18 protein-coding genes are annotated in these 24,716 nt (G+C 57.8%); 17 read left to right on the forward strand and 1 reads right to left on the reverse strand.

Annotated features, from left to right (window positions below):
- Positions 1-3: 3 nt before the first annotated feature.
- The 14 genes from F599_RS14740 to F599_RS16000 all read left to right on the forward strand — a co-directional run bounded on the left by F599_RS14740 (position 4) and on the right by F599_RS16000 (position 19,050).
- Positions 4-1,044: a radical SAM/SPASM domain-containing protein gene (locus tag F599_RS14740; RefSeq protein WP_169337810.1), complete on the forward strand. Its 1,041-nt coding sequence runs from the start codon at positions 4-6 to the stop codon at positions 1,042-1,044.
- The gene (locus F599_RS0104220; protein ID WP_019542283.1) at positions 1,041-1,286 is read left to right on the forward strand and encodes an acyl carrier protein; all 246 of its coding nucleotides are present in this window, start codon (positions 1,041-1,043) and stop codon (positions 1,284-1,286) included. Before F599_RS14740 ends, F599_RS0104220 begins: the two co-directional genes overlap by 4 nt.
- Positions 1,287-1,312: 26 nt before the next feature.
- The gene (locus tag F599_RS0104225; RefSeq protein ID WP_019542284.1) at positions 1,313-2,140 is read left to right on the forward strand and encodes a transketolase; all 828 of its coding nucleotides are present in this window, start codon (positions 1,313-1,315) and stop codon (positions 2,138-2,140) included.
- Positions 2,137-3,111: a transketolase family protein gene (locus F599_RS0104230; RefSeq protein ID WP_019542285.1), complete on the forward strand. Its 975-nt coding sequence runs from the start codon at positions 2,137-2,139 to the stop codon at positions 3,109-3,111. Before F599_RS0104225 ends, F599_RS0104230 begins: the two co-directional genes overlap by 4 nt.
- A 14-nt stretch (positions 3,112-3,125) precedes the next feature.
- Positions 3,126-4,547 (forward strand): AMP-binding protein, encoded by a 1,422-nt coding sequence (locus tag F599_RS0104235; protein ID WP_019542286.1) that lies wholly within the window; start codon positions 3,126-3,128, stop codon positions 4,545-4,547.
- The gene (locus F599_RS0104240; RefSeq protein ID WP_019542287.1) at positions 4,537-5,616 is read left to right on the forward strand and encodes a LuxE/PaaK family acyltransferase; all 1,080 of its coding nucleotides are present in this window, start codon (positions 4,537-4,539) and stop codon (positions 5,614-5,616) included. Before F599_RS0104235 ends, F599_RS0104240 begins: the two co-directional genes overlap by 11 nt.
- A complete protein-coding gene (locus F599_RS0104245) occupies positions 5,600-6,790 on the forward strand; it encodes an acyl-CoA reductase (RefSeq protein WP_019542288.1) in 1,191 nt (396 codons plus the stop codon). Before F599_RS0104240 ends, F599_RS0104245 begins: the two co-directional genes overlap by 17 nt.
- 294 nt (positions 6,791-7,084) lie before the next feature.
- Positions 7,085-7,966, forward strand: a complete 882-nt coding sequence (locus F599_RS15490; protein WP_156021930.1) for a hypothetical protein — start codon at positions 7,085-7,087, stop codon at positions 7,964-7,966.
- Between the two features lie 61 nt (positions 7,967-8,027).
- The gene (locus tag F599_RS0104260) at positions 8,028-9,140 is read left to right on the forward strand and encodes a DegT/DnrJ/EryC1/StrS family aminotransferase (protein ID WP_033369058.1); all 1,113 of its coding nucleotides are present in this window, start codon (positions 8,028-8,030) and stop codon (positions 9,138-9,140) included.
- A gap of 171 nt (positions 9,141-9,311) precedes the next feature.
- On the forward strand, positions 9,312-10,886 hold the full coding sequence (locus F599_RS0104265) for an AAA family ATPase (RefSeq protein ID WP_019542292.1): 1,575 nt from the start codon (positions 9,312-9,314) through the stop codon (positions 10,884-10,886).
- An 802-nt stretch (positions 10,887-11,688) separates the two neighbouring features.
- On the forward strand, positions 11,689-14,820 hold the full coding sequence (gene ileS, locus F599_RS0104270; protein ID WP_019542293.1) for an isoleucine--tRNA ligase: 3,132 nt from the start codon (positions 11,689-11,691) through the stop codon (positions 14,818-14,820).
- A gap of 136 nt (positions 14,821-14,956) precedes the next feature.
- The gene (locus F599_RS0104275) at positions 14,957-15,301 is read left to right on the forward strand and encodes a metal-sensing transcriptional repressor (protein WP_019542294.1); all 345 of its coding nucleotides are present in this window, start codon (positions 14,957-14,959) and stop codon (positions 15,299-15,301) included.
- A 280-nt stretch (positions 15,302-15,581) separates the two neighbouring features.
- A complete protein-coding gene (locus tag F599_RS0104280) occupies positions 15,582-16,961 on the forward strand; it encodes an NAD(P)/FAD-dependent oxidoreductase (protein ID WP_019542295.1) in 1,380 nt (459 codons plus the stop codon).
- Positions 16,962-17,250: 289 nt separating this feature from the next.
- Positions 17,251-19,050, forward strand: a complete 1,800-nt coding sequence (locus tag F599_RS16000; protein ID WP_019542296.1) for an ammonium transporter — start codon at positions 17,251-17,253, stop codon at positions 19,048-19,050.
- 375 nt (positions 19,051-19,425) lie between these two features.
- On the opposite strand, the gene F599_RS0104290 is transcribed toward F599_RS16000, so the two are convergent.
- Positions 19,426-20,685: a diaminopimelate decarboxylase gene (locus F599_RS0104290; protein ID WP_019542297.1), complete on the reverse strand. Its 1,260-nt coding sequence runs from the start codon at positions 20,683-20,685 to the stop codon at positions 19,426-19,428.
- A gap of 290 nt (positions 20,686-20,975) precedes the next feature.
- Here F599_RS0104290 and F599_RS0104295 point away from each other — a divergent pair, with 290 nt between their 5' ends.
- From F599_RS0104295 to F599_RS0104305, 3 genes are all read left to right on the forward strand, one after another.
- Complete coding sequence (locus F599_RS0104295; RefSeq protein ID WP_019542298.1) at positions 20,976-21,344, forward strand: YkvA family protein; 369 nt, start codon at positions 20,976-20,978, stop codon at positions 21,342-21,344.
- A gap of 176 nt (positions 21,345-21,520) precedes the next feature.
- The gene (locus F599_RS0104300; RefSeq protein ID WP_026327811.1) at positions 21,521-24,073 is read left to right on the forward strand and encodes a DNA topoisomerase III; all 2,553 of its coding nucleotides are present in this window, start codon (positions 21,521-21,523) and stop codon (positions 24,071-24,073) included.
- Positions 24,074-24,177: 104 nt separating this feature from the next.
- Positions 24,178-24,549, forward strand: a complete 372-nt coding sequence (locus F599_RS0104305) for an endonuclease domain-containing protein (protein ID WP_019542300.1) — start codon at positions 24,178-24,180, stop codon at positions 24,547-24,549.
- Positions 24,550-24,716 lie beyond the last annotated feature (167 nt).

Raw genomic sequence — 24,716 nt, forward strand, 5'->3', positions numbered from 1 at the left:
GTCATGAAAAAACCTCTGGTTCTTGCGAAGATGCATCGTTTTTTGAGAGATGTGCGCAAGAGAGGAAATAAGATCCAGGGGGGGGAGACTCCAAGACAACTTGTCATCGACTATGACAATACCTGCAATTTTCGCTGCAAGTTCTGTTATGAACAGGAGGACAGGGCGCACAACGGGGAGCATCTTTCCTTGGAAGAGATCGCGGACATCGCGGATCAGGCCTATGAGCTCGGCATTTGGGAAATCATTTTTCAGGGCGGAGAACTGCTGGTGGATTATGAAGCATTCCGCAGACTCCTGAAGGCTGTCCGTCCGGAAAGGTTCCGCACGGTACTCGTGACGAATGGATATTTGCTCTCGAAGCAGCGTGCGGAGGAGCTGGCAGACGATGGCCTCGATTGCGTAGGCGTCAGTATTTCAGGGCTGGATGCGGAAAGCCATGATGCGGATCGCGCCGTCCCGGGCGCGCATCAAAGGGCGCTGGAGGCGCTTGATGCGGCAGCGTCCGCGGGGCTGACGACATGGGCGCAAGTGGTGTTCGGACATCACAATGCACATTCTAAGGATTTGTTTGCGCTGCTGGAGTATCTGAAGCAGAGACGTCTTGGCACGTATTTTATTCTAGCGATGCCGTATGGAATTTACGAAGGTTCGACCTTGACGAGCGAGGATCTCGCCGTCTTTCAGAAGATCCGTCAGACGTATACCTGCTATTTTGATACGTGGGATATGTATGATCCGGAGCGCAAACGTCTTACGGGATGCTGGGCGGCCGGCGGAGCGCGGCTCTTCATCACGCCGAAGGGGGATGTGCTCGCCTGTCCGTTCATCAATATCCGTTTCGGCAATGTGAGGGAGAAGTCCCTGAAAGAAATCCATGACGCGATGACTTCCATCCGGTATTTCGGCTCGTATTCGCCGATCTGCCTGGCTGGTCAGGACAGGGCGTTCCGCAAGAAGTATCTGGATGGCATTGGCATGTCGATGTTCCAGCCGAAGGATGCTTGTGAGGTATTTAAGAATAAGGAGGATTTTTTACGATGAATGACAACATGAAAAAATATCTTGAGGTTTTTGAGACAATGTTCCAGGTGGATGAAGCGAAGGCGAAAACGCTGAACTATCAGGACGTGGTCGCTTGGGATTCCATCGGACATATGGATTTGATTGCGACGCTGGAGGATACGTTCGATATCGAGATGGAGACGAACGATATCATTGATTTCAGTTCCTTTGCAAAAGGCGTGGAGATTCTGAGGAAGTACGGAATCGATCTGGGAGAATAAGCTGACTTTTCTGGTGGAGGACTCAGATGAAAGCATCTTTTGACGAAAAAGAAGTGCAGCGGCTGGCAGCGCGCATTCGGCTGGATTGTCTGAATATGACGTATGCACAGGGGACGGAGGGCGCTCACATCGGCGGCGCATTGTCACTTGCAGAAATTTTAGCGGTTCTCTATCACTCTGTCATGCGGGTGTCCCCTGATGGCAGGCGAGACGAACAAAGGGATCGCCTGATACTCAGTAAGGGGCATGGCGCCATGGCGCTATATGCGGCGATGAAAGAAGAAGGTGTCCTGCAAGAGGAGCTGGCCACTTATAAAAACGATGGTTCGCCGTTATCGGCGCATCCCTCCCGCGCGTCCATTCCGGGGGTGGAGTTTTCCAGCGGCAGTTTGGGGCAGGGGCTTTCCCTGGGCGTCGGGTGTGCTTTGGGGCTGCGGCGCAAAGGGAATCAGGATGCCCGCGTCTTCGTCATTGTCGGCGATGGAGAGTGTGATGAGGGAGCGATATGGGAAGCTGCGCAGTCGGCGGCTCATTTTGGTTGCCGGAATCTCGTCGCCATTGTGGATCATAATCGCTTGCAATACGATGGCCCGACGGAGCAGGTGATGGCTCTTGCGCCGCAGCGTGAAAAATGGGAAGCGTTCGGATGGAAGGCACTGCAGATCGACGGCCATTCTGCGGAGGCGCTTTACGAAGCGCTGTCTATGCGGAGCAATCGGCCTCTCGTGGTCATTGCGGACACGGTGAAGGGGAAAGGTGTCTCTTTCATGGAAGGACACCCGGAGTGGCATAATCATGCACTGAGCGCGGAGGAGTTCGCGCAGGCTGTGAAAGAAATCGAGGCATCCTTATGAAATTTACGAAGTCAAAAGTCAGGATGATGTCGCACCTTGGTTCCTGCGGAGCCTACGGCTATGCGATGACGACACTTCCAGAGGCGGATGCGCGCGTCGTGGCATGTACGGCGGATCTGTGCTTCTATTCCGGCCTCGAGCGCTTCCAGCGCCTTTATCCGGAGTCGCTCTACAATGTGGGGATTGCGGAACAGAATCTAGTCGGGATTGCAGCGGGATTGGCACATGAGGGCTATCGGCCATATGCTTCTACCTATGCGTCATTCGCTTGTACGCGGGCGCTGGATCAGGTCAAGGTCAATCTGGCATATATGCAGTTGCCGGTGCGGCTGATCGGTCTGAGTGCGGGGCTGGCTGCCGGTATTTTAGGCCCGACGCATATCTGCACGGAGGATCTGGCTATTCTGCGCTCCTTGCCGAATCTCGTCATCGTGTCGCCGGCTGACGGCATGGAAATCGTGAAAGCACTGGAGGCCTCGCTGACTTTGGAGGCGCCGTTTTATTTGCGGCTGACGGGCGGGATGGAACTTCCTCCTGTCTATCAGGAGGATTACGACTTTGTCATTGGTAAAGCCGTCGAGCTCCGTTCAGGCGAGGATGTCGCGGTGATCGCGCAAGGATCGATGGTATCCTCCGCACTCAAGATGGCGGATCATCTGGAGCAAGCGCATGGCATCCGGTGCAAGGTGCTCAATCTGCATACGCTCAAGCCGCTTGATGAAGAGGCGCTGGACGCGCTTCGCAGCTATCCCTTGGTCGTTACGATCGAGGAGCACAGCGTTTACGGCGGGCTGGGTAGCGCTGTCTCGGAGTTCTTTACCCGTAGATCGCAGGCACCGCGCGTCCTGCGGCTGGGCGTTTCGGATTTCTATCCGCATGCCGCGCGCTATGGAGCGCTTCTCGAAGAATGCGGTCTGACACCGGAGCGGATGGAGATACGTGTTTTGCAGGCGTGGCAAGAAGCGCGATAAGGGGGCGTGTTCTGATGTTTCATTGGAATGGAAGGGGGGATCGCCCCGCACTGCTGACGGAGAAGGATGTCTGGAGCTATGAGAGGCTGACTGAGGAAGCAGATGGAATTGCAGCGCATGTCGGTAGGCGCTGCCTTGTTTTCCTTTTGACGAAGAATGTCCCAGAGGCAATTGCCGGATATGTCGGTTTCCTTTCGCATGGCATTGTTCCGGTAATGGTGGATGCGGCACTTGATGCAGAGCTTTTAGCAGAGCTGGTTGTGAGGTATCGCCCATCGTTTATTTGGACGCCGCAGGCAAGGAAAGCGGAGTTCGTTGGAGCGGAGGGGGCATTTTCTCTCGGCGACTATGTATTGCTTGACCGCAGGGAGACTGCGCCGTTCCCTCTCGCAGAGGAGCTTGCACTCCTCATGACGACGTCCGGTTCGACGGGGAGTCCGAAGCTGGTGCGGCAGAGCTATGCGAATCTGGAGGCAAACACGGCGTCCATCATAGAGTATTTGCACATCACGCCGGAGGAACGGGCCATCACGAATTTGCCGTTGCACTACGTGTATGGGCTCTCGATTCTGAATACGTATCTGACGGCAGGGGCTTCTCTTGTTGTGACGGAGAAGTCGTTTTTCTCGCGGGAGTTCTGGCGCTTGATGCGGGAGCAGCGCGTGACTTCGCTCGGCGGAGTGCCTTATACGTATGCGATGCTGAAGCGTCTGCGGTTTTTCCAGATGGATTTGCCGGCGCTCAGGACGCTGACACAGGCTGGTGGCAAGCTCGATCCGGAGCTGCATGCTGCTTTCGCTGAGGATTGCGCCCAAAAAGGACGACGCTTTTTCGTGATGTATGGCGCTGCTGAGGCGACGGCGCGCATGGGGTATCTGCCAGCTGAACTTGCCTGCGCGAAGGTCGGCTCGATGGGGAAGGCGATTCCTGGCGGCAGGTTCGAGTTGCTCGATGATGCTGGCAAGATTGTTACAGAAGCAGGACGTATCGGCGAGTTGGTCTACTATGGCGACAATGTGACGATGGGCTATGCGACATCGGGGAAGGATCTCAGTCGGGGGGATGAGCGGCAGGGGCGTTATGTGACGGGCGACTTGGCGCAGTTTGATGCGGATGGCATCTATACGATTGTCGGCCGGAAAAAGAGATTCTTGAAGATTTTCGGCAAGCGTACGAATCTCGAGGAAGTGGAGCATATCCTGCGGCGGTGGCTGGCTGAGACAGGAAGTAGTGCTGAGGTAGCCTGCGCAGGCGTAGACGATCATCTCTATGTGTTTGTGACCGATGGGGCAATGGCTGGAAAGGTCGTTCCATATCTTAGCAGCAAGCTGGGGCTGCATTTTTCGGCGTTTGCGGCGAAGTTCATCCCCGCTCTGCCGAAGAGTGCGTCAGGTAAGACGCTGTATCGCGAGTTGGAGCAATATTATGACGTATGACGAAATCTTGAATCTGGAGCCGTTTGCCATAGGGCGAGAGGAAAAACGTCGGCTGATGACGGCGGGGCTGTCAGAACTTACAAGGCATCACCAACAACAATGTTCTTTGTATGGGAGAATGCTGGACACCATCGGCTATCAAGAGTCGGCCGTGAAAGAGTTGGAAGATATGCCGTTCCTCCCCGTTCGTCTGTTCAAGGAGCTGGAACTAAAGAGCATTCCGCAGGAGGATGTGTTCAAGGTGATGACGTCCTCTGGGACAAGTGGTCAGCAGGTATCGCGTATTTTCCTCGACCGCGAGACAGCGGGCAATCAGCAGAAGACGCTGGTGCGCATTTTTGAGAGCATGACGGGAGCGAAGCGCATGCCGATGATAATTGTTGACTGCCCTTCAGTGGTGAAGAACCGTGCGATGTTTTCGGCGCGCGGGGCTGGTATTCTGGGGTTTTCGATGTTCGGACGCAAACGGATCTATGCGCTTGACGATGACATGCATCTGCAGCTGGATGCTGTCAGGGCATTCATTGATGAGCATGCTGGGGAGAGAATCTTCCTGTTTGGCTTCACGTTCATGATATGGCAGCATTTCTACAGGGCGTTAAAGGAGAGCGGAGTGCATCTCGATCTCCGTAATGCTGTGCTCGTGCATGGTGGCGGCTGGAAGAAGCTCGAGCAGGAGGCAGTTTCACCGGAGGAGTTCCGCTCGGCGCTCCGCGAGGTGACGGGTATTCCGCGCGTCGTCAATTACTATGGCATGGTAGAGCAGACAGGCTGCATCTACATGGAGTGCGAGGCAGGTCATCTGCATGCGAGTACGTACTCGGATGTTATAGTACGTCGAGGAAATGATTTTTCACCTGCTGCGATTGGTGAAAAGGGCATCCTTCAGGTGGTTTCGCTTTTGCCGCATTCCTATCCGGGGCATTCGATGCTGACGGAGGACGAGGGCGTCTTGCTCGGTGAGGATGATTGTCCGTGTGGACGCAAGGGGAAGTATTTCAAGGTTCTTGGCCGGCTCAAGAATGCAGAGCTCAGGGGGTGCAGCGATACCTATGCAGCAAGATTTTGATGTAGAATATGTAATAGGGTCTCCAAAGGTAGAGGCGGCTTTGTCTGAGGCAGCGGCATTGCCGCCGTTTTCGGAACAGGCGTTGCAGTTCTTATCGGTTCTTTCCGGGTTGGCTCTGAAAGATGCGGAGGGACATGTCTATCCGGATGTCGTGACATTCGGCTTTTGGTGTCGTAAGGCGTCATTGATGAAGCAGCGAGCGATGTATGATGATTTGTCCGTGCGCCTGGGGCGCGGTGTTGTTTTCCATGTGGCACCGTCCAATGTGGCTGTGAATTTTGCCTATTCCTGTGTAGCGGCATTTCTTGCAGGGAATGCAAGCGTAGTACGCTTGCCATCCAAGAAATTCCCGCAGGTTGATATTTTCTGCCGTCTATGGCGTGAGGCACTGGCGCAGGTGCCGGAACTGCAGCAGTATTTCCTCTTTGTGCGTTATGGGCATGAGGACGAGGTGAATGCGCGATATTCGTCGCTGGCCGATACCAGGGTGATCTGGGGCGGCGATGAGACGATCAGGAGGTTTCGTCAGTATCCTTTGAAGCCGCGGGCGAATGAGGTTACCTTTGCGGACAGATTTTCGCTGGCGGTCATCGAGGCTGATCGATATATGGCGAGCGAAGGAAAGGATGCTTTGGCGCAGGCATTCTATAATGATACGTATCTGTCTGATCAGCAGGCTTGTACATCACCACATCTGGTTGTTTGGTTCGGGGAGCGAACGGCTGAGGCGCGCAGGGCGTTCTGGGAGCGGCTGCATGACCTTGTGGCGAAGGAATATGATTTTTCTGCAGTGCAAGCAGTAGACAAATATGATGCGTTGCTGCGGCTTGGTGCGGAGATGAAGCTGCGACAGGTGAAGATGGAAGATCAACTCGTAGTGCGGGCAGAGGCGGAGAAGCTGACGCCGCGCCTGATGGAGGTGCGGACAGGAAGTGGTTTCTTCGTCGAATATATTGCGGATGATCTTGCGGAACTGTATCCGGTATGGGGGACGATGACGCAGACCGTTTCCTATTTCGGATTTACATCGAAAGAGATACAGGCAACCGTCATGGCGGGATGTCCTCGCGGTGTTGACCGCATTGTGCCGATAGGCCATACGCTTGATTTTTCACTTTTCTGGGATGGCTATGACCTGATTCGCAGTATGAGTCGTGTGGTTGGTGTAGTGTGAAGATAGTGGGAGATATTGTAGGCTGCTGTTTTTGTGACGCAGTCATCGATGCCGTTGGTTACTATATGTGGAGGTAGGAATGTATTGCTGGATACATAAGGGCGATTCATTAGCGAGATCTCTTTTGAAAGATGATATAGAAATACGGTATATAGAAGAATCAAAGAAATTTAGTCCATCTCCGGTTGATGTTCTGGTTGTACCAAAAGGAGATATTATTGCAAGTCTGATAGAAAATAAAAAAGCTGTCGAGTATCTTATTATGATGCATATGTAGAAAATGTTTTCAATCATATGTCAGGAGTTAATACATATGACTATATGTATTTGAATTATCATTTGCATAATAAAGCAGTAAGTACTGTTTTTATTGGTTCGTCGTATATGAATTTTGGCATAGATGTGTCTTTAGTTGATAAGGCGGCGAATCTTGCTCTAGCTTCACAAGATATATACTATAGCGTGATGCTTGCAAAAAAACTTTATAATCATACTAAATATAAAAAAGTATTTTTGGGCGGTTATTATTATACTATTTTTAGCGATTTGTCTATGACGAAGGATCATGCTGAACTGGCGAAAATATCTGATATATATAGCCGTATTTTCTCTGGCGCTGAGGGATTTCATCATGCAATATGTCTTCCAGATAGAAGTGAACCAGATAGAGTAAATGGGATATATGATAAAAAGCGCATTGATAACTATCTATCAAAAAAAATATTCGGAGCGACAGATGGTAATTATTGGGGAAGTATAAACCGCGAGATGCATCGTATGTATCCTAAATCATGGGGAGATTATACAGACGAGGAAAAGCAGGAATTGGGAAAGTGGCGAGCGAATTGTCATAATAAAAGCATACGATATAAGTCAAGCTTTAAGGAAAATTTGGATATCTTATGCGCATTTATGACTTGGTGTGAAACGCATGAAATAGAGCTTAATATCATTAATTTCCCTGTGACTAAGTTCTATCGTAGATATTTTTCAGATGAGTTTTCGCAGATATATTATGAATGCTTGGAGAGGATGCGAATGGATGGATTGAAGTTTAATCTTTATGATTTTGAGAGTGTTCCCTTTGATGATAGCGATTTTGTTGATACTGATCACTTGAATGACTGCGGTGCAAGAAAATTGACGAGTATCATTTTGGATATGGCTAGGTGTTAGTTTGTTGTTAGATTAAGCTGATATATGCGAAAGATATATTTTAAGAGTAGGTGAATACACGATGGGGAAGATCCTAGTAACGCGATCATCCATGCCGCTGTTCGAGGAGTATGTAGATGAGATTCGTGATTTGTGGGAGTCGCGTTGGCTCACAAATATGGGGGCAAAGCATCAGGCGTTCGTCAAGGCACTGGAAGAGTATATGGGTGTTGAGCGCATTGATTTGCTGGTGAACGGCCACATGGCGCTCGAGATGACGCTGCAGGCGATGAATCTGCACGGCGAGGTCATCACGACGCCGTTTACCTTTGCCTCGACGACGCATGCGATCGTGCGCAACGGGCTCACGCCTGTGTTTTGCGATATCGATCCTGAGGATTATACGCTGGATACGGCGAAGCTGGAGGCGTTGATCACGGATCGCACCTGCGCCATCGTGCCGGTGCATGTCTATGGTCATGTCTGCCATATCGAGGAGATTCAGCGCATCGCGGACAAGTACGGCCTGCGCGTGCTCTATGACGCGGCGCATACGTTCGGCGAGACGTACCGGGGCCGGGCCGTCGCGGACTACGGGGACGCCTCATGCCTGAGCTTCCACGCGACGAAGGTGTTCCATACCATCGAGGGCGGCGCTGTGGTCTTCCATGATGAGGAGCTGGGCAAACGCATCTGGGATCTGAAGGATTTCGGTATCCATGGGCCGGAGAGCGTGGAGGCGGTTGGCGCCAATGCGAAGATGAACGAGTTCTGCGCGGCGATGGGGCTTTGCAATCTCCGCCATGTGGATGAGGAGATCGCGAAGCGCGGTAAGATCGTCGCACGTTACCGCGAGCGTCTTGAAGGCGTGGAGGGCATCAAGCTCAGTCCGCAGCAGCGGGATGTGAAGCCGAACTATGCGTATTTCCCCGTGGTGTTCGACGAGAAGGTGTTCGGTGCGACGCGCAATGAGGTCGCATACCACCTGGCAGAGCACGACATCATGGCAAGGAAATATTTCTATCCGCTCGTGAATGACTTCGACTGCTACCGCAGCCAGTATGACTCCAAGGATACGCCTGTGGCGCTTTCCATAGCGAAGCGCGTGCTGACGCTGCCGCTCTATGCGGAGCTGGGGCTCGACGAGGTGGACGAGATTTGTCGACTGGTTTTGGAGTCGCGGGCTGCGGTTTGAGACGGAGCGCCCGGGGCAGGAGAATGATCAGGGCGCCGTGGTCATGAATTATCGGTGCGGCAGCAACTGGAAGGATAAGGGCGAAAGCTGCCGCGGATGGATATGCCTCGGCGCAGGACGGTTTCCTGTGCTATAATGGAAAAGATACATTGGCACGGAACGGAGGCGGAGATGGTGGGCATTTATCTGAATCCCGGGGCGGGGCGGTTCTTGACGGCGCGGTCGTCGAAGATTTATGTGGACAAGACGGCGCTGCTCGGGGAGCTCGATGCGGTCTTCGGTACGGAGCAGCGGTTTGTCTGCGTAAGCCGTCCGCGGCGGTTCGGCAAGACGATGGCGGCGAATATGGTCTGCGCGTACTATGACCGCACGGTGGCGGTTGATGTGTTCTCTGGACTTGCGATTGCCCGGGGAGAGGGCTTTTCAGACAAGCGCGGCGCATGTGATGTGCTGCGCATCAATATACAGGAATTTTTGAGCGAGGCGCAGAATATCGAGGATCTGCTGCAGGAACTTCAAGAGGCACTGCTTTGGGAGCTGTTGGGAGAGTATGCATTGCTGTGCTATCGGCGGAAGGATAAACTGAGGCTGGTCATGCAGACGATTTACGCGGCGACGCAGCGCCCCTTCGTCATCGTCATCGACGAGTGGGACTGCATCTTCCGCGAGTATCCGCACGATACAAAGGCGCAGCGCCAATATCTCGACTTTCTGCGGGACTGGCTGAAGGATAAGGAGTATGTCGGTCTCGCCTATATGACGGGCATCCTGCCTGTCAAAAAATACGGCACACACTCAGCGCTCAATATGTTTACGGAATACTCCATGGAGAATCCTGGCCCGCTCGCGCCGTATGTCGGTTTTACGGAGGATGAAGTACGCCGCCTTTGCGAGGTATATGATATGGATTTCGGGGAATGCTGTGCCTGGTATGACGGCTATGCTTTCCCGAATTGCAGTCATGTCTTTAGTCCGAAAAGCGTGGTCGAGGCCATGCTGCGGCGGGAGTATGACGATTACTGGACGAAGACGGAGACGTATGAAGCGCTCAAAGTCTATATCGACCTCAACGAGGGCGGGCTGCGTGATGCCATTGTCAAAATGATGGCTGGCGGGCGGCAGAAAATCAATACCCTGACCTTCACGAATGACATGACGACCTTCACCTCGGCGGACGATGTCATGACGCTCCTGGTGCACCTCGGCTACCTCGGCTATGACCGCCGGGAAGAAGAGGTCTTCATTCCGAACAACGAGATTCTGCGCGAATACATCGCGGCGACGAAACAGGGCGAGGAATGGAAGATCGTGAGCCGTGCCGTTCAGGCTTCGGATACTCTGCTCACGGCAGTCTTCGAGAAAGACGCCACCGCTGTGGCCGCAGGCGTGGAAAAGGCGCATCTCGAGACGAGCCAGATTCAGTACAACGACGAAAACGCACTCTCCTATACGCTGTCCTTGGCCTTTTACAGCGCGCGGCGGTTCTACAACATCGTGCGCGAGCTGCCGGCGGGCAAGGGCTTCGCCGACCTCGTGTTCCTGCCGCGTCCGCAGCACGCGGAGAAGCCCGCGCTCGTCATCGAGCTCAAGTGGGACAGGACGGCGCAGACGGCCATCCGGCAGATCAGGGAAAAGGAGTATGCGGGAGCGCTCGCGGGCTACGCTGGCGAGGTGCTGCTCGTCGGCGTGAGCTACGACAAGAAGACGCGGCAGCATGAGGCAGTCATCGAGGAATGGCGGCAGTGAGGATGGGAAAAGTCATCGGTATGCGCATCACATGTCCTGCCTGCAACATGGCATATCCCTGTCACAAATATTATTTGAAATCGCTGTTCCGCTATGCTAAAATAAGGAGCGTCAAGATGTAAATGCGATGACGGAGAGAGTACCGCAAGGGGAAACCGTAAGCGAGCCGGGGGAGGTGAGAGCCGGCGGGGAGTAGCCTGGCGCGAAGATCGCTCCTGAGTAGCGGGCTGAACGAGGAGTAGGCTTCGCCGTGTTTCCGCGTTAGGGAATAACAGATGCTGGTCTGTGAAATAGGTGGTTGATTGATGTGCGTAGGAGCCTTCATCCTGTTTTGGGATGAAGGCTTTTTTTAGGGACCGCTGATTAATAGAAGCCACGCATTCACTTAAGGAACCACTGATTAATTCGGCACTCCGTCTTCACGCGTCTGCACTGTCCTCCCGTCGTCGACAAATCCTCAGCGTAGCCCGCTACGCTTCCGGTTTGTCTCCTAGGGAGATACAGCGCATCCGCGCAAATCCGTAGCACCTCATTTAATCAGCGTTTCCTTAACCTTCCCCTCAGGGGGCGCGTTAGCGCGGGATGCCAGTGGCATCCCCGGGAGTGCCGAGCGTAGCGAGGCGGAAGAGGTGTTTTGCCTCGGATTTAGGTTTTTCGGCGCATTCCCTCGCCGTGCAGCACCTCTTCCACCGCTACGCGGTCCCCCTTCTCCTGAGGAGAAGGTATGTTCTCATCTACCCAGCAGTAAGTGGTAAAATTCTTGCATTAATCAGTGGTTCCTTAATGATAAGGAGGAGTTCGTTTGTATCAGAAAGTCGATACGAACCTCAATTTCGTGGACAGGGAAAAAGAGGTTCTGAAATTCTGGAAGGAGCATGACATCGCGCAGAAGGCCATCGACCAGCGCGAGGGCAGCGATACGTTCACGTTCTACGACGGCCCGCCGACGGCGAACGGCAAGCCGCACATCGGTCATGTGCTGACGCGCGTCATCAAGGATATGCTGCCGCGTTTCGCCTCGATGAAGGGCAAGAAGGTTTTGAGGAAGGCGGGCTGGGACACGCACGGCCTGCCCGTCGAGCTCGAGGTCGAGAAGGCCATCGGCATCAACGGCAAGGAGCAGATCGAGGCGTACGGCATCGAGCCGTTCATCAAGAAGTGCCGCGAGTCCGTCTGGAAGTACAAGGGTATGTGGGAGGAGTTCTCCGATGTCGTCGGTTTCTGGGCGGACATGGAACATCCCTACATCACCTATGAGAACGACTTCATCGAGTCCGAGTGGTGGGCGCTCAAGGAGATCTGGAAAAAGGGCCTGCTCTACGAGGGCTACAAAGTCGTCCCGTACTGCCCGCGCTGCGGCACGCCGCTCTCCTCGCACGAGGTCGCGCAGGGCTACAAGGATGTCACGGAGCGCTCGGCGATGGTCGAGTTCGGCGTGAAGGGCGAGCCCGATACCTGCTATCTCGCCTGGACGACGACGCCCTGGACGCTGCCGTCGAACCTCGCGCTCTGCGTGAATCCTGAGGTCGACTATGTGAAGGTGCAGGTCGGGGAGAAGAAATACATCCTCGCCGAGGCTCTCGTCGACAAAGTGTTCGAGGACGTGCCGGGCGAGCGCACGGTGCTCGCGCGCTGCAAGGGCAGGGAACTCGTCGGCCGGGAGTACGAGCCGCTCTATCCCTACGCTGTCGGCAAGATGAAGCCGGGCAAGAAATCGTTCCTCGTCCTCGCGGATGACTATGTCACGACGGAGGACGGCACGGGCATCGTTCATCTGGCGCCGGCCTTTGGTGAGGACGATAACCGTGTCTGCATGGCGAACGGCATCGGCTTCGTGAACTTCGTCAACAGCAAGGGCGAGCTCACGGAGGATACGGACTGGCCGGGCGTCTTCGTCAAGAAGGCCGATCCGCTGATCCTCAAGGATCTCGAGGAGAAAGGCAAGCTCTTCAAGGCGCCGGAGTTCACGCATAGCTATCCGCACTGCTGGCGCTGCGATACGCCGCTCCTCTACTACTCGTTCCCGACCTGGTTCATCAAGATGACGGCGGTCAAGGACGAGCTCGTCGCGAACAACAACACCGTCAACTGGATCCCGAAGTCCATCGGCCAGGGCCGCTTCGGCAACTGGCTCGAGCACGTGCAGGACTGGGGCCTCTCGCGCAACCGCTACTGGGGCACGCCGCTTCCTGTCTGGGTCTGCCCCGACTGCGGCGAGCAGCACGTCATCGGCTCCATCGCCGAGCTCAAGGAGATGAGCGACAACTGCCCGGACGATATCGAGCTGCACCGTCCGTACATTGATAACGTCACGATCAAATGCCCGAAGTGCGGCAAGGAGATGCACCGCGTCAAGGAAGTCATCGACTGCTGGTTTGACTCCGGCTCCATGCCGTTCGCGCAGTGGCATTATCCGTTCGAGAATAAAGAAATCTTCGAGAAGCGCTTCCCCGCGGACTTCATCTCCGAGGCCGTCGATCAGACACGCGGCTGGTTCTACTCGCTCATCGCGATTTCGACGCTGCTCTTCCACAAGGCGCCCTACAAGAACGTCATCGTGCTCGGCCATGTGCAGGACAAGGAAGGCCGCAAGATGAGCAAGTCGAAGGGCAACGCCGTCGACCCGATGGACGCGCTCAGGAAGCACGGTGCCGATGCCATCCGCTGGTATTTCTACGAGAACAGCGCGCCCTGGCTGCCGAACCGCTTCCACGACGACGCCGTGCAGGAGGGCCAGCGCAAGTTCATGGGCACGCTCTGGAACACCTACGCGTTCTTCGTGCTCTACGCGAATATCGACAAGTTCGACGCGACGCAGCACACGCTCGACTATGAGAAGCTCTCCGTCATGGACAAATGGTGCCTCTCGCGCCTCAACACGATGGTCAAGGAAGTCGACAGCGACCTCTCACACTACCGCGTGACCGAGGCCGCGAAGGCACTCGAGACGTTCGTCGACGAGCTCTCGAACTGGTATGTGCGCCGCTGCCGCAGCCGCTTCTGGGCCAAGGGCATGGAGCAGGACAAGGTGAACGCCTACATGACGCTCTACACCGCGCTCGTCACGACGGCCAAGGCCGCCGCGCCGATGATCCCCTTCATGACGGAGTCCATCTATCAGAACCTCGTGCGCTCCATCGACAAGGACGCGCCCGAGTCCGTCCATCTCTGCGACTTCCCGCAGGCGAACGAGGCGCACATCGACGCGGCGCTCGAGAAAAACATGGGCGAGGTTCTCGAGATCGTCGTGCTCGGCCGCGCCGCGCGCAACGAATCAAACATCAAGAACCGCCAGCCCATCGGCACGATGTACGTCAAGGCCGAGACCGTCCTGCCGGAGTATTTCCGTCAGATCGTCGAGGGCGAGCTCAACGTCAAGCACGTTGAGTTCAAGGATGATATGGAGGCCTATCTCACCTACACGCTCAAGCCGCAGTTCCGCGTGCTCGGGCCGAAGGTCGGCAAGAAGATGGGCGCCATCCAGAAAGCGCTCAAAGGACTCAGCGGCCACGCGGCCAAGGAGGAGCTCGACAGCACGGGGAAACTCGTGCTCCATCTTGCGGACGGCGACGTCACGCTCACGCCTGAGGACGTCGAGATCACGATGGCGCAGACGGAGGGCTACAACTGCCAGCGCTACGGCGGCGTGACCATCGCGCTCGAGACGACGCTCTCCCCTGAGCTCATCGAGGAGGGCTTCGTGCGCGAAATCATCAGCAAGCTCCAGACCATGCGCAAGGAAAACGGCTACGAGGTCACCGACCACATCGCCGTCTCCCTCGCAGGCAACGAAAAGCTCGAGGCTCTCGTGAAGAAGAACGAGGCAGAGCTCAAGCGCGTCACGCTCGCCGACAGCGTCAGCTACGGTGAGCTCGACGGCCATCAGAAGGAATGGAACATCAACGGCGAGACCGTCACGCTCGCCATCCAGTGATTATGTAAGAACACGGTGCGGAGCATTGAACCGCGCTGCGGTATGGGAATATGTTTCCGTAGCGCAGTGATTTCAGACAAGAAAAAGCGCCAATTCATTTCGACGCGCGCAGCGGTGCATTCGGGAGGTGTGCAGTATGGAAGCGAAAGATGAGGGAACAAACGCAGCGCAGGGGGACGCCCATCGCCACACGCAGGGCCATCCCCATGGCCATGTGCATTCCCATACCCAGACTAAGGCCGTGCTCAACCGCATGGCGCGCCTCATCGGCCACCTCGAATCCATCCGCAAGATGGTCGAGGACGGCCGCGACTGCAGCGACGTCCTCGTCCAGCTCGCCGCCGTCGACAGCGCCATCAAGGGCGTCGGCCGCCTCATCCTCAAGGACCACATCAGCCACTGCATCGTCCATGCCGTGGAGGACCACGACGAGGAAGCCATCGCGCACCTCAACAAGGCCATCGACCAGTTCTTGAAATAGCGGCAACGCATGAATCAACAAGCCAGCTTGCCTACCCAGAATGATGATGAGAAACTCCAATCATCGCGGTAGGTAGCTGGCTTATTTACTGCAAGGACGGGCGCACGATGTCCACGAAGTGGACGTTTGTGCGGTGAGTTTACTTTGTAAAGCCCCAAGAACGAAAGCCGCAGGCGCAGTGGGGGCGGGTCGCTTCTTGAAATTTTCCGAAGGAAATGATAAAATATAAGCGCAGGCAGATTGCGTTCTGCGCTTTTTTTATGCTTTGAGGAGGGCTTTTATGGAAAAGTATGATGTAGTTGTCGTGGGCGGCGGCCCGGCGGGGGTGATGACGGCGTATGAGCTCATCGAGAAGAAGCCGTCGCTCCGGATTCTCGTGCTCGAGAGCGGCAAGGATATCTATCATCGCGTCTGTCCGATTTCCGCGGGCCAGGTGAAGAGCTGCATCGGCTGCAAGCCCTGCAGCATCATGCGCGGTTTCGGCGGCGCGGGCGCGTTCTCCGACGGCAAGTACAATTTCACGACGAAGTTCGGCGGCTGGCTCAACGAGTATCTCGACGACGCGACGGTCATGGATCTCATCCACTATGTCGATGCGATCAACTGCAAGCACGGCGCGCCCGTGAAGGTCTTCACGACGAAGGGCTCATCGCTCGGCAAGCGGGCGCTCGAGCACGATCTGCATCTGCTCGAGGCGAGCGTGCGTCATCTCGGCACGGAGAACAACCTCAAGATGCTCGAGGCGACGTATGAATATCTGAAGGAAAAGGTGACGTTCCGCTTCGAGTGTCCCGTGGCGCATCTGTGTTCCGACGGCAAGGGGGAAAACGCCGTCGAGCTCGAGAGCGGCGAGCGCATCGCGGCGGAGTATCTCGTCGTCGCGCCGGGGCGCGCGGGCGCGGAGTGGTTCAGCAACGAGTGCGACCGGCTCGGACTCCGGCAGGAGAACAACCGCGTCGATGTCGGCGTGCGCGTCGAGGTGCCGGACGAGGTCTGGAACGATATCACCTCGCAGGTCTACGAGGCGAAGCTCGTCTACCGCACGAAGCAGTACGGCGATTTCGTGCGGACGTTCTGCATGAATCCGCACGGCCATGTGGTCATGGAGAATACGGACGGCATCGTGACGGTCAACGGCCATTCGTACAGCGATCCGAAGCTGCAGAGCCGCAATACGAATTTCGCGCTGCTCGTCTCGAACCATTTCACGGAGCCGTTCAAGGAACCGCATCAGTACGGCAAGCGCATCGCGTCGTTCTCGAATATGCTCGGCGGCGGCATCATCGTGCAGCGCTACGGCGATCTCATCAAAGGACGGCGCACGAACGCGCACCGCATGGCGAAGAGTTTCACGCGGCCAACGCTCGCGGCGACGCCGGGCGACCTCTCGCTCATCCTGCCGAAGCGCCATCTCGACAACATCATCGAGATGATCCAGCAGCTCAACTACGTCGCGCCCGGCATGACGAATGACGATACGCTGCTCTACGGCGTCGAGGTGAAGTTCTACAGCTCGCGCGTCGTGCTGAGCAATCAGCTCGAGACGAAGCTGCCGAATGTCTTCGCCATCGGCGACGGCGCGGGTGTCACGCGCGGCCTGTCGCAGGCGGGCGCGAGCGGCGTCTACGTCGCTCGCACGATCCTCAGCCGCCTCGGCTGAGTCTGCGGCGCTGGCGCTGTGCCAGTTTGGCACGCGTTTTGCTGCTGAAACTTTTCCTTGACAAAGCGCGCGGGCAAGACTACTATAATGGACAAGAGGTTTTACCTGCAGGATAGCCTTTACAAAGGAATCATCGACAAGGGCGTCGATTTCGCGATATGCGGAGTCGGCGCTTTTTTTGTTCTTTCGTCAGGAGACGGGACGTGCGAGGAAGCGCGGCGCCCGCCCTCACGAAAGGGGCGGGCACGCCTGTGCCTGCCGGTGGAATGATGAGAAAGGGTGAGACATTATGTTTTCACGCAGAAGCAAAATCGCCGGTGCGGCGGCGCTGGGCCTCGGGCTCGCGACGGCTGCGCCGCATGCCTTGGCTGCGGAGGCGGCTGACGCCGGGCGCTTCGTGGCAGTAGATACCATCTGGGTGCTCCTCGGCGCGGCGCTCGTCTTCTTCATGCAGCCTGGTTTCGCGATGGTCGAGACGGGCCTCACGCGGGCGAAGAACGCCGGCAATATCGTCATGAAGAATGTCATGGATTTCGCGCTCGGCACGGTGGTATTCTGGGTCATCGGCTTCGGACTGATGTTCGGCGATGACATCAGCGGCATCATCGGCGCGCCGGATTTCTTCATCCAGAATTGGCAGGTCGCGGACGACGCGGGCTATCCGACGATGGCGTATGTGATTTTCCAGACGGTGTTCTGCGCGACATCGGCGACGATCGTCTCCGGCGCGATGGCAGAGCGCACGAAGTTCTCCGCTTACTGCATTTACAGCATCCTCATCAGCATGATCATCTACCCGGTCACGGGTCATTGGATCTGGGGCGGCGGCTGGCTCGGCGAGATGGGCTTCCATGATTTCGCCGGTTCCACGGCCGTCCACATGGTCGGCGGCATCTGCGCGTTCGTCGGCGCCTACATGCTCGGCGCGCGCATCGGCAAGTACAACAAGGACGGCTCCGTCAACGCCATCCCGGGCCACAGCCTGACGCTCGCGGCGCTCGGCGTGTTCATCCTCTGGTTTGCATGGTTCGGGTTCAACGGCTGCTCGACGGTCTCGATGTCCGGCGATGAGACGCTCGTCTCGGCTGCGTCGATTTTCGTCACGACGAACCTCGCGGCCGCGACGGCGACGGTCACGGTCATGGTGCTCACGTGGCTGCGCTACGGCCATCCGGATGTCTCGATGACGCTCAACGGCTCGCTCGCAGGTCTCGTCGCGATCACCGCGGGCTGCGATGCCGTGAGCCCTGCAGGCTCGTTCTTCATCGGCCTCATCGCCGGTATCGTCGTCGTCTTTGCCGTTGAGTTCATCGATCAGAAGCTCAAGGTCGATGATCCGGTCGGTGCGGTCGCTGTCCACGGCGTCTGCGGTGCGCTCGGCACAATCCTCACAGGTCTTTTCGCTGTGAAGGACGGCCTGCTCTACACGGGCGAGGCGCATTTCTTCCTCGTGCAGGTGCTCGGCGTTGTCGCCGTCGCCATCTATGTCGCTGTCGTCATCTCGATCGTTTTCAGCATCCTCAAGGCCACGATTGGTCTGCGCGTCTCGGCGAAGGAGGAGATCTCGGGCCTCGACTTCGAGGAGCACGGCCTCGCGTCCGCCTATGCGGACTTCATGCCGGTGCCCGAGGTGCCCGGCTCGACGTCGGCGCCGACGCCGATCGACAGCGCGGAGGCGCCGGAGCCTGTGACGGTCACGCAGACGGTGACGCCGGGCGGCAAGCCCATCACCTGCGTCTCTATCGTCACGGCGCGCGAGCGCTTCGAGGCGCTTAAGAATGCGCTCGAGGGCATCGGTATCACGGGCATGACGGTCACGCCGGTCTCGGGCTACGGCCTGCAGAAAGGTCACAGCGAGATGTACCGCGGCGCGCAGGTCGCGTCGAAGCTTATCCCGAAGATCCAGGTGAAGGTCGTCGTCTCCGCGATTCCACCGCAGACGGTCATCGACACGGCGAAGAAAGTCCTGCATACGGGCCATTACGGCGACGGCAAGATCTTCGTCACGCCGGTCACGAATGTCGTCAAGATCCGCACGGGTCAGGAGGGCTTCGATGCTTTGCAGGATTTCCCCGCAAAGGATGAGTAAAGACCTGCCCCAGCAGCGATAGCATACCGCTTGACATAGGAAGAAAGCGCCTGCCTCGGCGCGGGTTTCCTTTCCCGGAAACCTGCGGAGGCAGGCGCTTTTGTTGTGCGGCGAACCTGGTAGGTGCTGGCGCTCCCACGTTTGTGAAGGGGCGTGAGATGCGGCGGTGTGCAATATATTGCACACCGGAGGAGCGCGCAGCTGATGTCATGGCGACAGGCCGGAGCATCAAGGAAGCGCTGATTCATGCAAGGAGTTTACTACTTCATGGAGATGCCGGGCATTCATGTTCGTAGTCTCAGCGATTTTTGAAGATACCACAAATGAAAGCGCCCCCTTCCCGTTTGGGAAAGAGGGCGACTGCCAGGTGCTGGGTTATTTGATGACGGAGCCAGGATATTTCAGCGTGGCGAAGTAGTCGTCGAGCGTTTCGGCGCGGCGGATGAGCTCGATGCTGCCGTCCTCGCGGAGCAGGAGCTCGGCGCACCAGAGCTTGCCGTTGTAGTTGAAGCCCATCGCACTGCCGTGCGCGCCGGTGTCATGGATGATGACGAGGTCGCCGATGTCGATTTTCGGCAGCATGCGGTCGATGGCGAATTTGTCGTTGTTCTCGCAGAGCGAGCCCGTGACGTCGTATTTGTGGTCGCAGGGCGCCGTTTCCTTGCCGGCGATTGTGATGTGATGGTAGGCGCCGTACATCGCGGGGCGCATGAGGTTCGCCATGCAGGAGTCGAGGCCGATGTAGTCCTTGTAGGTCTTTTTCTCATGGATGGCCGTCGAGACGAGCCAGCCGGCGGGGCCGGTGATGGCACGGCCGCTCTCGGTGAGGATCGCGACGTCGCCGAGGCCGGCGGGAACCATGAGCTCATCGTAGAGCTTGTGGATGCCTTCGCCAATCTCCATGAGGTCGAGCGGCTCCTCCTCGGGGCGGTAGGGGATGCCGAAGCCGCCGCCGAGATTCACGAACTCGACGTGGATGCCGAGGCGCTCCTTGAGCTCACGCGCGAGTGTGAACATGAGCTTCGCCGTGAAGAGGAACGCCTCCGTGCGGCGCTCGTTCGAGGCGACCATTGTGTGCAGGCCGAAGCGCTTGACGCCCTTTTCCTGCGCCATCCGATAGGCCTCGAAGAGCTGGTCGCGCGTGAGACCGTATTTCGCCTCGGTCGGCTTGCCGATGATGTCATTGCCCTCCATGAGGTCGCCGGGATTGTAGCGGAAGCAGAGGCACTGCGGCAGGCCGGCGTTCTGCTCGAGGTAGTCGAGGTGGCTGATGTCGTCGAGGTTGATGATGGCGCCGAGCTCGATGGCTTTCTGGAACTCATCGGCGGGCGTATCGTTCGAGGTGAGCAGGATCTCCTCGCCCTTGACGCCGGAGACGTCGGAGAGCACGAGCTCGGCGAGGCTGCTGCAGTCCGTACCGGCGCCCTCCTCGTGAAGAATCTGGATGATACGCGGGTTCGGCAGCGCCTTGACGGCGAACTGCTCGCGGAAGCGCGGCGCCCAGGCGAAGGCCTTCTGCAGCGCGCGGATGCTCGCGCGGATCTTTTTCTCGTCGTAGATGTGGAACGGTGTGGGATATTTCTTGACGACCTCGCGCAGCTCGGCGAGCGTCAGCGGGAATGTTTTTTCGGACATGGTCAGGTAGCCTCCTAAAAAGAAGCGGCAGGCGCCGCGTCGACGGCAGGCTCCGGCAGGCATCGCGCGGTGCCCACGTGGCAATCGCGCGGCTTGCTTTTGCCTGTAAAAATGTAAATCAATTATAACAAAATATACATACCTGTGTCAATTTCTATTCCATGAAAGTTGTATCAGAGAGCGCGCTGCGGCGAAGTGTGGCGGAGGGCTGCGCCTGCGGCTTGCGCTCTTGGGGATTTACGTAATATAATAGGGGAAATCATGATGTGTTGGCAAAAAGGAGGCGCGGCATGCGGAGGATTGTTTCATTTCTGAAGTTTTTCCGGCGGGATCTCGCGGTGCTGCTCATGGCAGCGAAGCAGCCGGAGACACCGGGGCGTGTGCGCGTGCTCTTCCTGCTCGCAGTCCTTTATCTCCTGAGCCCCATCGATCTCATCCCCGATACGATACCCGTCGTCGGTGTGCTCGATGATGCGGTGCTCGTGCCGTCGGCGGTCTGCGCGCTCCTGCGTCTGTTGCCGCCGGCGGTGCGGCAGCGGTCGGAGCACGAGGCGGATCTCCTGCTGCGTCACGGCGGGGCCATTCTCGCTGTCGCCGGGCTCCTCGTCCTGCTCTGGCTCGCGCTCATCATCTGGGGAATATGTCATTTGTTCGCGTGAGCAAGGGACGAGCGGAGGCGCGCTGCCGCCGTGACGCGACGGGGATGGCGCGCTGCGGCGTATGCGGGGCTGCCTGTGGATGCCGCGGCGAGGGAACATTTGCCAGGTTCGCTAATATTATAGAAGGAAATGGGAAAGCGCCTTGTCCGGGCGCTGTTTTTTGAGAGGTGTGCGTGTTGCGTTTGTATATTGCCGAGAAGCCGAGCATGGGGCGGGAGATCGCGAAGTGCCTGAAGGGGCCGGTCGCGCGCCATGACGGCTATCTCGTGACCGGCGAGGGCATCGTGACGTGGCTCTTCGGTCACATCCTGCGCCAGGCGGAGCCACAGGAGTACGATGCGCGCTACAAGCGGTGGCGCGCAGAGGATCTGCCCATCTTGCCGCAGGCGTGGAAGCTCTATGTCGCGAAGGGCAGCGAGAAGCAGTTCGCCGTCGTGAAAAATCTCATCGCCAAGGCAGACGAGATCGTCCATGCGGGCGACCCGGACCGCGAGGGCCAGCTGCTCGTCGACGAGGTACTCGACTATCTTGGCAACGAGAAGCCCGTGAAGCGCATCCTGCTCAACGCACTCGACGAAAAGAGTATCAAGAGCGCGAACGCGCACCTGCGCGACAATGCGGCGTTCTATCCGCTCAAGCAGTCGGCGCTCGCTCGCGCCCGCGCGGACTGGCTCATCGGCATGAATCTCTCGCGCGCCTACACGCTCGCGGCGCGGCGCGCGGGCCACGCGCGGCTCGTGCTGCCCGTCGGCCGCGTCAAGACGCCGACGCTCGCGCTCGTCGTGCGGCGCGAGCGGGAGATCGAGCATTTCAAGCCCGTCGATTACTACACGATCAAGGCGACGTTCGCGCATGCGAACGGCAGCTTCATCGCGCAGTGGAAGCCGCGCGACACCATCGCGGGGCTCGACAGCGAGAACCGCCTCATCGACAAGGCGGTGGCGGAGCAGATGCTCCATACGTTTTCCGAAGCGCCGCGTGAGGGCACCGTCACGGGCTACACGCGCGCGAAGAAGCAGGAGAGCGCGCCGTTGCCCTTTTCCCTCTCGAGTCTGCAGGTGCTCGCGGGCAAGCGGTTCGGCTACGAGCCACAGCTCGTGCTCGATACGGCGCAGAAGCTCTACGAGAAGAAGCTCACGACGTACCCGCGCTCGGACTGCGAGTATCTGCCGCTCAACCAGTTCGGCGAGGTGAAGACCATCCTCGCGAATCTGCGGCAGGCGGAGGGGACGGAGCTTGCGGCCTGGGCAGCGGGCGCGGACCCGGCGCGCAAGAGCCGCGCCTGGAACGATAAGAAAATCTCCGCGCACCATGCCATCATCCCGACGACAGTGCGCGTGAACCCGGAGACGCTACCCGCGACGGAGCGCAACCTCTACACGCTCATCGCGCGCGGCTACCTCGCGCAGTTCTACCCGAACCATGTCTACGACCAGACAAAGGTCGAGGTCACCTATAAAGACGAGCTCTTCACCGCGAGCGGCCGCACGGAGCGCGATCCCGGCTGGAAGGTCATGTACCAGGCGAAAGCGCGGCAGGCCGCAGGCGAGGAGAAAGACGAGGCGGAGGAAAAGCGCGAGGCGGATGAGACAGACGGTACGCTGCCCGCGATGAAGAAGGGCGACGGCGTCACCTACACGCAGGGCGAGATCAAGCAGAGCGTCACGAAGCCGCCCACGCGCTTCACGCCTGCGACGCTGCTCGCTGGCATGAAGGAAATCCATAAATACGTCAAAAATCCCGAGGCGAAGAAGCAGCTCAAGGATGTCTACGGCATCGGCACAGAGGCGACGCGCGCGACCATCATCGACGATCTCATCAAGCGGCGCTTCCTGCGCCCGCATGGGAAGAAGAAATACCTCATCCCCGAGCCGTCCGCCTATCTGCTCATCGACGCGCTGCCCGACGAGATGACGTACCCGGACTCCACAGCCATCTGGGAGGATCGCCTGCACTCGCTGTCGGAGGGCGAGGGCACGCTCGAGGAATTCCTCGCGGCGCAGATCGCGTTCACGAAAAAGCTCTGCGAAAAGGCGCTCGACCTCAAGCTGGAGGTCAAGGGCGAGAACGTCTGCCCGCGTTGCCACAAGGGCGTCCTCCAGCAGCGCAAGGGCAAGAACGGCATCTTCTGGGGCTGCAGCAACTACCCGCGCTGTCGCCTGACCTGCAGCGACAAGGACGGCAAGCCGGATCTCGCGGAAGCCAAAGCGCGCGCAGCGGGCGGCTGGCAGGGCGCGGCAAGCGGCTGGCAGAGTGGCGCGGAGCGCGGAGACGCTGCGCCTGCCTCGCCGTGGCGCAGCGCGCGTGCTGCCGCCTACCAGGCCGGGCAGGGCGGTGCGGCGGCTGCTCAGCGGCAGGGGAGCGGTGCGGCCGCGCAGGCGCGCGGCGCGGCAAATGCCTCTTCGCAGCAGCCTGCCGCGGACACTTCCGCAGCCTCCGCCGCGCCGACGGCCGCCGACTGGGCGGAGCTCAACGACCTCTTCGGCCCGCCCGTCCCCTTCGCAGGCAAAGGGCGCGGCTACGGGGACAAGCCGAAATACTCCGCGAGCCCGCTCGAAAAGATGGCGCAGGAAAAAACGCCCGCGCCGGACGCCGTCCTCTGCCCGCACTGCCGCGAGGGACACCTGCGGCGCGTGCGCGGCAAGAACGGCTACTTCTGGGGCTGCAGCAACTACCCGCGCTGCACCGCCACCTTTGACGACAATCACGGAAAGCCGGCACTCGGCTGAGGCGAAAGACTTGGGCTAGAGGGACACTCCTCCGCCATCGCTAGGGATGCTGCCGGCATCCCGCGCTGACGCCCCCTGAGGGGAAGGATCAAGGAGGGAGTCAAATGATTCATTATCGTCATGACCTTCACCAAAAGTCAAAGGCACTGCGCGCTCATATGACCAAGGAGGAGCGCCTCCTTTGGTACCGCTTCCTCCATGATTATCCCATTCGGTTCCGCAGACAAAAACCGTTGGCAAACTACATCGTTGACTTTTATTGTGCGAAAGCGCGCTTGGCCGTAGAATTAGACGGAAGTCAACATTATGATGAAAGGGGCCTCCAATATGATGCGGAGCGAACGAAGGTCTTGGAGGGACGTGGCATCTATGTGTTGCGCTTTACGAATCTTGACGTTCATCGAAATTTCAGGGCGGTATGCGAACGGATTATACAGGTTGTGGAGGAACGATGCGGTCATCTTCCTCAAACATGAGGAGCGGGCATCTTTTGTGTTTGCTGCTCAGCCTCTTCGGAGATGTCAGCAGGCAGGACAGGGAAATGTGCTGGAAAAAATCATTCGAGGCCAAACACCTCTTCCGCCATCGCTGCGCTCGGCACCTTCCCCTGAGGGGAAGGCAGGGGTGTGGCAGGACAGGGAAA

Source organism: Selenomonas bovis DSM 23594, from assembly GCF_000381005.1.
In the GTDB taxonomy this organism is placed as follows: domain Bacteria; phylum Bacillota; class Negativicutes; order Selenomonadales; family Selenomonadaceae; genus Selenomonas_C; species Selenomonas_C bovis.

What these genes read in the sequence shown, in the direction of transcription:
- F599_RS0104280 (WP_019542295.1), top strand. Translation starts at nt 15,582, where the DNA reads ATGGAAAAGTATGATGTAGTTGTCGTGGGCGGCGGCCCGGCGGGGGTG.
- F599_RS0104305 (WP_019542300.1), top strand. Translation starts at nt 24,178, where the DNA reads ATGATTCATTATCGTCATGACCTTCACCAAAAGTCAAAGGCACTGCGC.
- F599_RS15490 (WP_156021930.1), top strand. Translation starts at nt 7,085, where the DNA reads ATGTCAGGAGTTAATACATATGACTATATGTATTTGAATTATCATTTG.
- F599_RS0104230 (WP_019542285.1), top strand. Translation starts at nt 2,137, where the DNA reads ATGAAATTTACGAAGTCAAAAGTCAGGATGATGTCGCACCTTGGTTCC.
- F599_RS0104235 (WP_019542286.1), top strand. Translation starts at nt 3,126, where the DNA reads ATGTTTCATTGGAATGGAAGGGGGGATCGCCCCGCACTGCTGACGGAG.
- F599_RS0104220 (WP_019542283.1), top strand. Translation starts at nt 1,041, where the DNA reads ATGAATGACAACATGAAAAAATATCTTGAGGTTTTTGAGACAATGTTC.
- F599_RS0104225 (WP_019542284.1), top strand. Translation starts at nt 1,313, where the DNA reads ATGAAAGCATCTTTTGACGAAAAAGAAGTGCAGCGGCTGGCAGCGCGC.
- F599_RS0104245 (WP_019542288.1), top strand. Translation starts at nt 5,600, where the DNA reads ATGCAGCAAGATTTTGATGTAGAATATGTAATAGGGTCTCCAAAGGTA.
- F599_RS0104260 (WP_033369058.1), top strand. Translation starts at nt 8,028, where the DNA reads ATGGGGAAGATCCTAGTAACGCGATCATCCATGCCGCTGTTCGAGGAG.
- F599_RS0104295 (WP_019542298.1), top strand. Translation starts at nt 20,976, where the DNA reads ATGCGGAGGATTGTTTCATTTCTGAAGTTTTTCCGGCGGGATCTCGCG.
- F599_RS14740 (WP_169337810.1), top strand. Translation starts at nt 4, where the DNA reads ATGAAAAAACCTCTGGTTCTTGCGAAGATGCATCGTTTTTTGAGAGAT.
- F599_RS0104275 (WP_019542294.1), top strand. Translation starts at nt 14,957, where the DNA reads ATGGAAGCGAAAGATGAGGGAACAAACGCAGCGCAGGGGGACGCCCAT.
- F599_RS0104290 (WP_019542297.1), bottom strand. Translation starts at nt 20,685, where the DNA reads ATGTCCGAAAAAACATTCCCGCTGACGCTCGCCGAGCTGCGCGAGGTC.
- F599_RS16000 (WP_019542296.1), top strand. Translation starts at nt 17,251, where the DNA reads ATGTTTTCACGCAGAAGCAAAATCGCCGGTGCGGCGGCGCTGGGCCTC.
- F599_RS0104240 (WP_019542287.1), top strand. Translation starts at nt 4,537, where the DNA reads ATGACGTATGACGAAATCTTGAATCTGGAGCCGTTTGCCATAGGGCGA.
- F599_RS0104265 (WP_019542292.1), top strand. Translation starts at nt 9,312, where the DNA reads ATGGTGGGCATTTATCTGAATCCCGGGGCGGGGCGGTTCTTGACGGCG.